15 protein-coding genes are annotated in these 12916 nt (G+C 33.9%); 4 read left to right on the top strand and 11 right to left on the bottom strand.

What is annotated here, in order from left to right; translation table 11 throughout:
* Nucleotides 1-44: 44 nt before the first annotated feature.
* The 11 genes from ACRD7B_RS02850 to ACRD7B_RS02900 form a co-directional block, all read right to left on the bottom strand.
* Entirely contained in the window at nucleotides 45-326 is a 282-nt protein-coding gene (locus ACRD7B_RS02850) for a hypothetical protein (protein ID WP_430822953.1), read from the bottom strand.
* A gap of 154 nt (nucleotides 327-480) precedes the next feature.
* Nucleotides 481-900 carry a DUF6769 family protein gene (locus ACRD7B_RS02855; RefSeq protein WP_430822954.1) on the bottom strand — a complete coding sequence of 140 codons (420 nt, stop codon included), beginning with the start codon at nucleotides 898-900 and terminating at the stop codon, nucleotides 481-483.
* 71 nt (nucleotides 901-971) lie between these two features.
* Nucleotides 972-1316 (bottom strand): hypothetical protein, encoded by a 345-nt coding sequence (locus ACRD7B_RS02860; protein WP_430822955.1) that lies wholly within the window; start codon nucleotides 1314-1316, stop codon nucleotides 972-974.
* Nucleotides 1313-1546 (bottom strand): DUF4248 domain-containing protein, encoded by a 234-nt coding sequence (locus tag ACRD7B_RS02865; protein ID WP_430822956.1) that lies wholly within the window; start codon nucleotides 1544-1546, stop codon nucleotides 1313-1315. Before ACRD7B_RS02865 ends, ACRD7B_RS02860 begins: the two co-directional genes overlap by 4 nt.
* Before the next feature lie 648 nt (nucleotides 1547-2194).
* Nucleotides 2195-5413, bottom strand: a complete 3219-nt coding sequence (gene dnaG / locus ACRD7B_RS02870; RefSeq protein WP_430822957.1) for a DNA primase — start codon at nucleotides 5411-5413, stop codon at nucleotides 2195-2197.
* 5 nt (nucleotides 5414-5418) lie between these two features.
* Complete coding sequence (locus ACRD7B_RS02875) at nucleotides 5419-5709, bottom strand: hypothetical protein (protein WP_430822958.1); 291 nt, start codon at nucleotides 5707-5709, stop codon at nucleotides 5419-5421.
* Nucleotides 5710-5782: 73 nt separating this feature from the next.
* Entirely contained in the window at nucleotides 5783-6094 is a 312-nt protein-coding gene (locus ACRD7B_RS02880; protein WP_430822959.1) for a DUF4406 domain-containing protein, read from the bottom strand.
* A gap of 19 nt (nucleotides 6095-6113) precedes the next feature.
* A complete protein-coding gene (locus tag ACRD7B_RS02885) occupies nucleotides 6114-6296 on the bottom strand; it encodes a hypothetical protein (protein ID WP_430822960.1) in 183 nt (60 codons plus the stop codon).
* Nucleotides 6296-6586, bottom strand: a complete 291-nt coding sequence (locus tag ACRD7B_RS02890; RefSeq protein ID WP_430822961.1) for a hypothetical protein — start codon at nucleotides 6584-6586, stop codon at nucleotides 6296-6298. The genes ACRD7B_RS02885 and ACRD7B_RS02890 overlap by 1 nt, the downstream gene beginning before the upstream one ends.
* A gap of 161 nt (nucleotides 6587-6747) precedes the next feature.
* Complete coding sequence (locus ACRD7B_RS02895) at nucleotides 6748-7497, bottom strand: hypothetical protein (RefSeq protein WP_430822962.1); 750 nt, start codon at nucleotides 7495-7497, stop codon at nucleotides 6748-6750.
* 117 nt (nucleotides 7498-7614) lie between these two features.
* On the bottom strand, nucleotides 7615-8985 hold the full coding sequence (locus ACRD7B_RS02900) for a tyrosine-type recombinase/integrase (protein ID WP_430822963.1): 1371 nt from the start codon (nucleotides 8983-8985) through the stop codon (nucleotides 7615-7617).
* Between the two features lie 560 nt (nucleotides 8986-9545).
* Here ACRD7B_RS02900 and ACRD7B_RS02905 point away from each other — a divergent pair.
* The 4 genes from ACRD7B_RS02905 (at nucleotide 9546) to ACRD7B_RS02920 (ending at nucleotide 12892) form a co-directional block, all read left to right on the top strand.
* Entirely contained in the window at nucleotides 9546-10751 is a 1206-nt protein-coding gene (locus ACRD7B_RS02905) for a site-specific integrase (RefSeq protein ID WP_430822964.1), read from the top strand.
* Between the two features lie 747 nt (nucleotides 10752-11498).
* Nucleotides 11499-12083, top strand: a complete 585-nt coding sequence (locus ACRD7B_RS02910) for a LacI family DNA-binding transcriptional regulator (protein WP_430822965.1) — start codon at nucleotides 11499-11501, stop codon at nucleotides 12081-12083.
* Nucleotides 12044-12550, top strand: a complete 507-nt coding sequence (locus ACRD7B_RS02915; RefSeq protein WP_430822966.1) for a substrate-binding domain-containing protein — start codon at nucleotides 12044-12046, stop codon at nucleotides 12548-12550. The genes ACRD7B_RS02910 and ACRD7B_RS02915 overlap by 40 nt, the downstream gene beginning before the upstream one ends.
* Nucleotides 12551-12604: 54 nt before the next feature.
* On the top strand, nucleotides 12605-12892 hold the full coding sequence (locus ACRD7B_RS02920) for a hypothetical protein (RefSeq protein WP_430822967.1): 288 nt from the start codon (nucleotides 12605-12607) through the stop codon (nucleotides 12890-12892).
* Nucleotides 12893-12916 lie beyond the last annotated feature (24 nt).

Raw genomic sequence — 12916 nt, forward strand, 5'->3', positions numbered from 1 at the left:
ATTGTAGAATTACCCTCTTTTCAGCGAGCATAATCTGCAATAATCTAATGATTGTGTCCCTCATGATTATCATCATCATGGTCGTGTCCCTCATGGTTCCCGTGGTCATGACCTTCATGACTAACTTCATCGTGATTGTGTTCTTGATGGTCACTATGGTCATTCACATTGAGGCTATCTACATCGTGATTGTGTCCATTATGGTCATGGTCATCATGGTTGTGACCTTCGTGGCTTTCAACTTCAGTTTTTTGACCTTTTTGATTATTTCCTTGGTTGCATGATACATAAGCTAGACTTAGTAATGCGATAACTAATATTTTCATTTTCATTTTTTCTGTTTGTTAAAATTTGTAATTGGATATTTATCTGCTGTTTAGCAAATATGTTATGGCAATATCTGCCAGATTACAGAACATACTTCTTCAAGCCTATTAATAAAAAAAGCTCAAAAAAATTCTGTAAATACAAAATTGATTTTTAACAAACAGGAGGTGCTCGAAGACCTTGGGAAGAAATTAAAAACCGAGTGGGTATTGGGATATTTTCCTCGGTAATGTAGGAATCATCAGCAAAGTTATTCTGCGATGAAAAATTATAAACGAAAAGTGCTATAAAAAGAATATCTGCCGATTCTAATTCAGCAGTATTATCACTAACTCTAAATTGATTATTTGGTAATAGCAATGTCTGAGCAATACTACATGATTCAGTTTCATGTTCTTCATGTTCTTCATGACATATTAGAAAGCTTTCATCGTGATTATGCTCATCTTCCTGACTACACTCAAGAGAAAAAACAATTTCACTTTTGGTGTGATAATGGTGAGGTATAACAGCATGAGCCAACAACACTAAGTTGGCTAACAATACAAATATGAATGCTGTTTTATTTCTCATTATATATTCCTCGTCTCTATTTAAACGTCAAATTTACAAAAAAGTTTGTGCAATAGTGTTGCAAAGTTATTTTATAATTCATCAAGAATCTTAACAATACCATTTAGCAACCCTTTATTTAAATGAGATTCAGTACGTTGAATCTTCTGCTTTAAATAGTTTTGAGGTACTTGCTTTTTTATTAGGACTTTCGCTAATTTACCCAACTCTCCAAACAATTCGCTTTCATCAGATTGATTCCTTGCCTTAACTGCATTGCGGTCTTGTTGTAAGTATAATACCCGTTCCTTATATTCTTGTTGCATTCTTTGAAACTCAATAGCGTTTCCCCCCTTGTCGGGATGTAGTTGTTTCGCTAATTTCCGGTAATGTAGTTTGGCTTGCTGTAAGTCAGTGATGCCATTGAAATACTTCATAGTTGTTCAAATTCTTCGATTGTTATACAAAAATGTTCCAGGATTAAAAGGAGTTGTTGTTTATTGTAATAATGACGTTTGGTATGTCCTAAATTTGCAATTTGTTCCTTTAGTTGTGGACTTAGCTTTATATCTCGTCTGAGTTGCTGCATTGCTGCATCTGCTGAAATACTGTTGGGATATAGTTTCTTCACCAAATCCTGTTTTAATATGGTTCGTTGAACTATCATAACGCAGGATTTAGGTTTAAAAATGTGCAATAACGTACCTGAAACATTAGAAAAAGTGGTCTTGTAGAGTATATTTTAAATGCTTGAGACTGCTTTTGAAAGCTTTTTTGAATATTGAGATATTCTGAGCGAACTTTCAGACATTGTTCAGACTGCTTTACTGAATATTCTAATTTTTGAAGGGTACTTTGAATGAATAATTGCCAGTATTGTAGTTGTAGAACCACAAAAAGCCCCGGAAAGAGGCTTGCTTCTTGAATGTATGAAAGTATTTTGGGCATAATCTAAACAATTATACCCTTGACGGCTTATGATGTAAATATAGCTTTTTTAGTATTAAGTTCTTTTCAGACCCTATGGTATTTTTCAAAAACTGTCCTCATTCCTCATATTTACATTAAGTACCACATAATCAACAATATAAAATGAGGACATTGAGGACGCATGAGGGACGAGGTTTGTTTTTCCCTCACACGTCCCTCACTTATCCCTCATATTTCCCTCAGCCGTCCTCACTTATTTTTATAGGTATATATAGTAATAGATTATATATCAATGTATTATTACTATATCTATCTATTAAGTGAGGAAATGAGGACGGTTTTTGCATTAGTACCATTATTAAGCTTTAAAAATGGGTTGTGTAGTTTAAATAAAGCGTTCAAGCTCTATGCCTTGTTCCTTTAGTGTATCGTAGTTCATTATGTAAGCACTTGTTCTATTATTCCCGAACTTTACATTTTTTCTGCGGTAATCAATAAATGAGCGGTGCTTCTTCAGGTATTCACCAATCACGGCTTGGTCTAACACCGTTATTCCTTCCTTTCGTGCTTGCTCCCGGTATAAACCATGAATTGAACCAACCCTTAAATAAAGATGCTTTACGCTGTTTTCAGCAACTACAATTTTATAATGTGTATTCTCGCTAAGTTTGTAAAGGTTAAGCAGCGATTGCAATACATGAAAATACTGTTCCACTTCATCGCTTTGATTTTGTACTGATATAGTAAGTTTTGCAGAGCGGGTTAAGGCATTCTTTGCTGATAGAAAATCAAATGGAAAACTTAATTCGGATTGCTCCATTAGTATTTTCATTGGTGTAAGTACTGATGAAATATTAAGAACAGTTCTTCGGTCAACATTGCCGTACTCTCGTACTAATTCATCCATGACCTCAGAGCTAATCTCTGGTTCAATTTTTGAATAATGTTCTTCAATTAATTGTCGGTAATCGAAAACTGAGCATGTAATATTTGTAAACTGTAGGCTTTCTTCGGCTGCTTTAAATAATTTCAGTTCAGAATAGTTGCCACGATTGCTATCATCAAACTCTCCCAATAAACTACGGCTACTCAAAGCAGGGTCTTGTGTGGGTAAGTCCTGACCGCTGATAATTCCAGACCCCCTGGGCTTTGCTATTCGAGTTTCATTACCTCCCGACTTTACACCAGTAAGTTTTCCATTTCTATCAGCAATACCTTTTAATGCTTCGATGGTATTTTTATGAATACTGTTCTTATACTCATTGCCCCAAAACGGATGGTTGGTTGTAGAATCCATACTACGCTGCATACCTGTACTTGTACTACCTGATGCGAGGTTGATACCATCTTCCATTGGTGGTTTGCCAAACATATACATGATGCTACGTGCTGCGGTACTTTTACCTGACTGTCGTTTCCCGAAAAGGAATAATAAAGGGAAGTACCCAAAATTGGCTTTGTAGATTAAGTCGCTGAATATAGTGGAGATGTAATAAGCTATCAGCAATTCAGCATTGCCAGGATAGACCTTTGTCATGGATGCAGCCCACTTAGCAAAGTTCCAGTTGCTACCTTTCTTTGGTTTTACATACTTTGAGTTTTCTTTAAATGGATTACCGCCATCGGAACTACCAATTTTTAAAGCTTTGCCATAGGGTAGATAGAAGAAATGAAGCAAATGTACCTGGCTCTGTTTTATACTTTCTTCCAATTTCTCCTTGCCATATCTACCAATAAACTCAGCGGTGGTATTCAGTACATGAAAAGTATCGTTTATTCGTATCTGACTTTCAGGAGGTATATTGTCAAACTCATCCATATTATTTATAAGCGTGGCATGAGTGGTAATGCCGTACTCATCAATGGGATGAAAAGTCTTTTCGTAATACAATCCATTAGCAAATACCCAAAAATTGTTTTTCCCATTAAAGCCAACACGTTCAAGCTCTCTGGCTTCGGGTATGCCTAATAGTTTCACATTCTTAATATTATCCAGTTGACTATCGTTCCCATACCAAAAGAAACCATGCCTACGGTGTACTTGCTTTTTAAATGATGCTGGAGTACAAAAGTCATCCGATGAAATAATAGCCAGGCGTTTTCTACCGTATTGGCTCACCAAGCGTAGCACATATTTTAGGTCAATTCTGCCTTGTGGGTCTTTGTGGAACACACAAAACAGGGCTTCAAAAGTGAAATTGGAGATTTGCTTTGGGTTCTTTCCTTCCATTGTATAATAAGCCCCATTCTCTTCATAAAACTGATTCTCGAGTAAGTTCTCCTGTTGTTCCTTTTTTAGCTTAATAATTTCGCTGATATTCTCCTTTTTCTTTGGCTTTTTCTCAATTGGTTGAGCGTATTCCTTTAGCGCATCTTGCCAAGCTTTCTTAGGCTTTATCAGTTCAGAAACAAAGTCGAGGTACACTTCCTGGTTAGTTCTATCATAACACGAAATAAGCGAAGCCATACGTTTAATGGCTTCGGATTTCTTTACTGGGTCATTGGCAAATTTTTCGCTATACGTTTCGGTTTTAAATACCACATAATCCGATTGGTTTTCATCATACTGAAGAAATGCTTCTTGGTTTACAAAAGTGGAATCTGGGTCTTGTTTTTCAGGGAGCAACACAACAGAAACATGAAACTCATTTTTGATTAGTATTTCAGCATTCCTATCGGTGGCACGTAACCCTGCTGCATCTCCATCAAAGATTAAAGTTGCCTTATTGGTGTAGCGTTTCAAGAGCTTTGCCTGTGCCTGTGTTAGTGCTGTTCCACAAGTAGCAACCGTATTTTCAATACCTATATCGTGCATACGCAGCACATCAGAATAACCCTCGACTATATATGCTCTGTCTTCTTTCTGAATAGCAAACCGTGCCACGTTCAAAGCATACAGTTCATCTCCTTTAGTGTAGATACAACTCTCAGGAGTGTTCATGTATTTAACCTTTGGATTTTCGTTCAGGTCACGCCCGGCAAAAGCGATGGTCTGACCTTTTGAGTTGGAAACAGGAAATATCAGTCGGTTACGGAAGAAGTCATATAAACCATTGTCAGCACTTTTCAAAACGCCAATTTCTTCCAATATCTCCGTTTTTAACCCACTATTGCGAGCATGGACCAGGAGAGCATTTCCACTTGGAGCATAACCGATATTAAAACTACCATTTTCAGGTATGGCTAGTTTACGCCCTTGGATATACGCTTGGGCTTCCTTGTGAGTAACTTGCTCCAAGTAGAATTTCTCAATGATGCTACAGGCTATTCTCAGGCTTTCATCGTGTTTGAACTTGGCTTCATCAAAGTTGGTACTCTTCTTCCATTCAAAACTGATATTAAGAATCTTTGCACCAATCTCAACAGCATCTTTAAATTCAACACCTTCATGTTCCTTTATGAACTCGATGGCATTGCCACCTTTATCGCAACCAAAGCATTTGAAAATACCCTTTGCCGGATTCACACTAAACGATGCTGTTTTTTCATTGTGAAACGGACAGCATGCTTTGTAATTACTTCCTGCTTTTTTTAGTTTGATGAAGTTTTCGACAACACTTAACGTATGCTCGTTAATTTGTTCTATAACCCTGTTTGCATCCATATGTGCTACCAATTTATTGTTGTGAATCTTTCTTTATTTTGTGGGTCAAGACTCATAAAGAATTCAAGTATATTTCCTCTGAAATCGTAAAACTTATCTAAGAGGTGGTAGCCCATTGTTGAACCCCAAATTTTATAAAAGAGTGCATTCAATTCTAATTGAGAACTCTCAATCATTTTTTGTACTTCCTTGCCATCGAACGGCATGTTAGAGTAACCATTCTTTTCGTAGAAGCTTTTGATACGGTTATCGAAGTAATGCAGCTTAGAAACTGTATTGGGGGATAAAGTTGTCATATTCATTATTTTTGAAATATGTTGTAAGTTAAAATAGTAGGGCTGCCCTTGTTCAGCCCCACTTAAACCAATATTAGCCGTCAAGGGTGGTTATTAAATCTTTAATATCATCAATTGTAAAGCATAGGTGTTTTTTCTCATTCATAGCAGCTGTAAGCTCAATTCTAGCAATAGTGCTTTCTCTCCATTTCGGTAACATAAACATGGTATCACTTGCGAGTATTGAGTTCATACGGATAGACATATCTTCAGTCCAACTCAACTTCTTTGTTGCATTTTCTTCAGGTGCAACGATGGTACATCCTAAAGCCACTATTTGCTCTTTTAATCCACGTAAGAAAGTTGAATCTGTTTCGTTGTGGATGCCTGAGAGGTAAATTGTCATAATCAATTGCTTTAATAATTTAAGGACGACCTAACAAATCATAGATGATTTGCACTTGTTTTGGAGTAAATGTTTTACCTCGGTATTCCCCTAATTCTCCTTTAATTGGTTGAATCCAATGTTTGAAAGTTTTTAAGCTAACCTGGTACGCCTCTGCTAATTGGATTTTACTTTGAGCAACTATTTTAGTATCGCTATCCATTATTTATATGAGAGATGATTCGTTGTTGCTTCTTCCTTGAGTCTATTCATTTCACTTGCATATATCTGCCATGAACCGCCTTTGAATTCTTGCCTTGCTTTAAGCATGTTTTTTTTACAATAATGAATGACTGTTGTGTAAGGCATACCAGTTAATTTGCTGAATTGACTTGGGGTGTAAAATTCAGGTTTGTCTTTTTCAGATATGCGATGCATCTCGCTAATAATTTTTTCGGAGAAACTGTTTAAATCAGCTACTGTTACTAAATTGTTTAAATCCTCTTTTTGCATAATTGTATGTTTTAAATTCTCATCAATTTGTAGGCGAACATACATTTGCTTTAAACACGAAAAAAGGGACAGGGGAGGATATCCCCCTTTGTCCTCCTTGGGTAATGGGCAGGTATTCAGTTAATAATAAGATTGTTTTTTTTGAAAAATAATTACAAATACTATGAGATGGTACTATCGGATAACTCATTGAATAACGATTCAACTCGATTTTTAACTGAATCGTTAACTTCGGTAAACTGTTTTCTTACCTGACTTGCTTTTGGAAAAACAGCTTTTTTAGTGGAGAAGTTTTCAGCTAATAATCGGGATAAATGCGAACGGTTAAAATCTGGGTCTTCTGACACCTTCTGCATAATCTTAAATGAAAGGTATGCCAGCTCAGGACTTGAAAGCTTCGTTTTAAACCTTTCTTGGCATTCCTGATTGAAAGATTTTATTTCAATTCCATCGTTTAATGCAGTAAGCTTTAAGACATCAACCGCATTTTCAATCTTGTCAATACGTACAGCAAATGCAATGTGTAGTTTTTGATATTCCTTTCTCGCTTTTGTGAGGTATTTTTTCTGGAGGTATCGAGGGAAGCAACATTTATATTTGACTCTTTGTTTGGAAATACAATCCTGACTTTGTGAAATTACTTTTTTAAACTGCTCATTTAGGTTTTCTCTGGTATAAAGAAACTCATCAAGAAGATTATTTAGAAATGCTTTTCTTGACTGTTTTGTATTTAAGCTAAATGGTAAGCTAAGTATTTCTTTTCTGAACTTAATAAGATATTCATCAAGTTTTTCCTTGTATTCCAGTTCCGAAGAAAATTCTTCTGTAATTGTTATATACTGCTTCCTAAACTTGGTGGAGTACACCACCTCAATCCTCCCTATCTTTTCTATGAAATCATATACGAACATTATACTTTAATTTAAATAGTTAATAAAAAATTAGTATTAACGTACAAAGGAAATAATGTATACTTCTTTGCGATTTTGGTACTTGTTCGTATATGATTTCGTGTCTTTCATTATCTTCTAAATGACTTTGTATGAAAACTTAGTGGAGCAAGATTGACATTGCAAACTCAGCTTTTTAAGTGTGATTATTCCTTTTTCAAAATTTATCACTTCATTGTCGCAATTTGGGCAGATAGCCAGATTGTGAGTAGTGCCTCCATCACTAGGACGATTTAACCTATTCCATTTTGACATTTCGTCTTTTCGCTTATCATCAATGATTTTAGCGTAAATCTGTGTGGTTCTTAAATCATTATGCCCCATGATGTCAGATACGGTTTCCAAGGACATTCCTAATGTCAATGCACTAACTGCAAAAGTGTGTCTTGTTGAATGAAAAGAGAGATATTTATTTATGCCAACCTCTTTCATTATAAAACGTAGCATCGGGTTAATATCTGAGCTATTTCTAACAAAACCTTGGTATATTGTGTCGCTTGGCTTTTTATCTTTTAAATCAAGAATAGATAATAGCCTTTCTGTGAGTGGAATTCTGAGCATTTTTTCTTTATCCTTCCGGCTTTTTTCCATCGGCATTATTATCATATTGCTTTCAATATGTTTGAACCTAAGCTTTTTTAGGTCAGAGAGGCGTAACCCACTATAACAACTTATCAATATGTGTTGAAGGGTTTCCTGATACTTCAATCCGGTTAAATATGTTTTGCCACGTTTATCCTTATGATAGATTTTTAAGAATTGTTCACTGTTGTAATAATCATGAAGCATATCTAATTCCTCAAGCGTAAGATGTTCTTTTTTGCCATCCTCTTTTAAAAATGAGAAATTGTGAAAAGGGTTTCTATCAATTATTGATTTTTTGTGAGCATAGGTTATGTATTTCCTTATCATTGAAATATTACTATATATAGTATTTGCCTTATTATCGAGTTTTTCTATCAGGTAGTTCCTGTATTTTTCGAGCCAACTCTCATCAATTTCGTAAATCGTAACATTTGGTTGGTATCTTTCCACCTTTAGAATATCAAGTTCTAATCCTTCATGGGTAGACTTTTTTATTCTATTTCGCTCTTCATTTAACCTGTTTTTTGCAAATTCAATAAAGCTACCATTAACCTCACAATTTGAGTAGATGCTCATAATATTTCCGAAAGTAACTGCTTGCTTTTTTCTCTCTAATTCGATAATGATTTGTTCAATCTCGCTCTCTTTATCTTTTAAATAGAGATTGTTTTTCTTTGCATCTGGTACTTCTCTAATTTCTTTAATCTTTTTAGTTTTGGAGTTGTAATACTCTGGTCTAAGAAATAGATTAAGAGGGATTTTTTTGGTCTTCCTGTTAAGGGTAACTCTAATGTAAAAACGTGACGTACCATCTTTTTTTGTGTACGAGCTGTCTAAAAAAATACTTACTGTAGCATTCGCCATAATTAATAAATTTGCGCTATAGCAGTCTCTAAAATATTATTCGGAAACAATATTTAGTTGCCAACCATTATTCGGAAACAATTCGGAAACAAATATTGTATTTGTTGTAAATATGAGTACGAATAAAGAACACTAAAGGAAAGTAAAGGCACGTAAAGGCAAGTAAAATAGGGGTTTTTAGAAATACATTGTAATTTTATCTACAATAGTATTTGTATCCTACTTGGTTGAGGGCCATGTGTCCGTTAGGGCGTGCGGGTTCGAGTCCCGCTCTGGGCACAGATCAATAATCTAAATTGATCTAAAAGCGCTTAAAACTAATGTTTTAAGCGCTTTTTTATTCTAAGTGAACTTCATAAAACTTGATTAAAATAAAGTAATAATGGGAGCTCTGAGGTACCATGCTATTCTATTTAACGATGTGGTACCTTGAGAGACTTAATGTTTTGTATTACAGCATTCGGTTTGACTCATTTTGATATTATTTGAACTTGGTTTTGAGATAACTTTGTTACTAATTTGCACTTCAAGGTACCTTCTCAAACCACAAAATTATTACTATGAGGTTTTATACTAATTATGTCATTAAAAAGACAAGTGTCCGAAAAAATGGAGCAGTCCCTATTTGTATTAGATTAACACTTAATCAATCTAGAGCCGAGGTTTCAACAGGTATAACTATTTCCCCTAGTTCTTGGGATGAAGTCAGACAACTAATTGCAGAAGACAACAGAGATGCAGAAGTATATAATAATCGCCTAAAAAAAATGATCTCCAAATTACAAGATATTTACAATCGTTTGGTTTCTGTTGGTGACGAGTTTGATATAGTTGATATCAAGAATGAATTCATTGGAGAAAAACGAACTAAAGGAATATTGGAAGTCTTTGACTACTATTTAAAAACAATTGAAAATAACATTGGTCATGGTTATGCATTTAGTACACTTCAGCACTATCGTGTTTCGAGAAAAAAACTTTATCAATTTATGATGTCTGTTTTTAATCGTCAAGATGTGAAGTTGTCTCAAATAGATTACAATTTCTTAAATCAACTTGATATGTATTTAAAGACAGAATTTAAGGTACATCAAAATACCGCCTGGAATTACCATAAACACCTTAGGCGAGTTTTGAATCTAGCAATATCAATGAATTATATTTCTAAAAATCCTTATTCTAATTTTAAAGTTAAACTTTTAGAACCTCATCGTGATTTCTTGACAATGGGTGAGTTGAAGCAAATAGAAATAAAAAATATAGAGCTGGAAAGATTGTCTATAGTTCGAGATGTCTTTGTTTTTGCATGTTATACTGGGTTGTCGTTTGCGGATGTTTCAAAACTCAAAAATGATCATATTCAAATTCGAGATGATGGTAATACATGGATTATAATTAATCGTACTAAAACAAAATCCAAATGTATTATTCCTTTATTTACAAAAGCTCTTCAAATAATTAAAAAATATAAAGAATATCCTCAGTCAATGTTGAATGGCAAAGTGTTACCTGTATCGTCTAACCAGAAACTTAACTGTTACCTTAAAGAATTAGCTGTGATTTGTGGAGTTAAAAAGAATTTAACAATGCATATGGCTCGCCACACATTCGCTACCACTATAACTCTTTCGAATGGTGTTCCGATTGAGACTGTGTCAAGGATATTAGGCCATAATTCCCTTAAGGTAACTCAAATATATGCTAGGGTATTGGAAAACAAAGTATCTGAGGATATGAATGTTTTGAAAGATAAATTGGGGTTATAGCATTTTAGTAACGCATCTATGGTTGATTGACATTAATAGTTGCCTTAAATACATTTCCGTATAATATGCTTTGCTTGCTGAGTGTATATAACTGGTGCAGATGAAATAGTAAATAAGTATTTAAAGCATCTTGGAAAACCAGATGACCTAAATGTGTCGTAGTTTATCTTAGAATAGTGCTTATGGTAACTGCTTCAGGTTATGTGCTCTGACAACCATTATAGACTATCATTTTATATCGGTTGATTTAGAAATATGTTTACTAAATATTTTATTACAATGTATGAATCATTTTTAAGGAAAAGGGGAAATTGATAGTAGTATCTAGTTATTTCCCTGAATAATGATTGTTTTTTGTCAGAGACTTTGATTTCAATAAAATATTTAGTCACACCTAACTTTTTTATAGTATAAGGAAGAAGTACTTATTTCACTTTAAGAATGTAAATATGGGTTCGTTTTTCTAAGGACAAGAGCTTTCTTTTTAATATTAATAGTTCTTTTTCTTTTGGGTGAACGGAAATGTACATATTCTTACGAATGTGCACATGATAGGTTCTCATGTTCATATATTTGTGTAAACATTAAGTGTTTATTTTAATCTATGATTGTATAAGTTATTTTAAGTAACTATCTTTTTAAATGGGGTTTATTAGTTGAATAAGTATTTCAAGTGAGTTTATTTTGAAGTAGGTGCATTAAAAAAACAATGATACTTTATAGGTAATAGTTGTGACTAAATCAATTATGAAATCGAAAAAAGATTATACGATTAAAGATATTGCCAATATGGCTCAAGTATCTAGAGCAACTGTTGATAGGGTAATTCATAATAGAGGCTTTGTGTCAAGAGAGACTAGTGAAAAAATTCAGTTAATCATTGATAAGGTAGGTTATCAGCCTAATTTTATGGCTAAGATTTTGCAAAAAAGAAAGTTGTTCAGAATTGGTGTTTTGATTCCTGATGGGGATTTTGATCAGTATTGGGAAAAAGCCATTAATGCTATTAAAAAGACAGCACATGAATTGTCATTCATTGGCCTAAGTTTAGATCTGCATTTATTTGATCCCTTTAAAGAAATCAGTTTTAGTATTCACTCAAAGCAAATATTGCAAGGTGAATATGGTGGTGTTATAGTAACACCAATCTTTAATAATGAAGCTTCCTTGTTTTTTATTGAATGTGCGAGTATAGGATTACCTTGTGTTTCTTTTAACAGCTTTACAAATGATACTAATATTCTTTGTCATGTGGACAGGATTCTCAGAAAAGTGGTCGGACCGCTGCCTATTTGCTTAAAAAATTATCGAGTAAGAATGATGAATATGTAATTGTGCATATTGATGAAGACAATTGGAGTGCTTGTTATACCAAGAAGAAAGAAGATGGTTTTATTGAGGCTCTTATTCAGAAAGGAGTTAGTGAAAAAAATATTCATATCCTTAAAATAAAAGATATTTCTTCTGTTGAAAAAGAAACGGTTAGAATGCTAGAGATCTATCCCAATATTAAAGGTGTTTTTGTTAGTACTTCTAAAGTGTTTTGCATTGCCAGAGTTATTGAGGCCCATGATCTAAATTTAGCCTTGATTGGTTACGATTTAAATCAAGAAAATATTGAGTATTTAAAATCAAGTTTAATTGATTTTATTATTTATCAAAACCCTCAATTAGAAGCTAGTACTGCAATCACCTTATTGTTGGATCATCTAGCTTTTCAGAAGAAAATACCTAGGGTTAAGAATTTCCCTATCGAAATTATTATTAAAGAAAACCATCAGGAATATTTAACATTGTAACTACTAAAATTTTATATGTCAAAATTAAATGCTGTTTAAAATAACAAATTACATATGCAAGAAACTAAACTGAAATATATTGCTAATCAATTTCATATTCAAGGTGTTGTATCAAAAATAAAGGCTCTTGGTGAAGGTTTTATTAACGATACATACATCATAGAAACTGAGAAAGCTAGAACACCCAACTATTTAATGCAACGAAAAAATAAAAATGTTTTTAATGATGTTCCCGCAATGATGAATAACATTGAGCGGGTATGTCAGCATTTAAAAGCTAAGGTGAAAGCACATGGTGGTGATCCAATGAGAGAAGCTATGACGATTATCAAAACTAAGTAGGAGGCACTTTATTAAAAAGACTCA

The sequence above is a fragment of the Carboxylicivirga fragile genome, from assembly GCF_050589805.1.
Classification (GTDB): Bacteria; Bacteroidota; Bacteroidia; order Bacteroidales; family Marinilabiliaceae; genus Carboxylicivirga; species Carboxylicivirga fragile.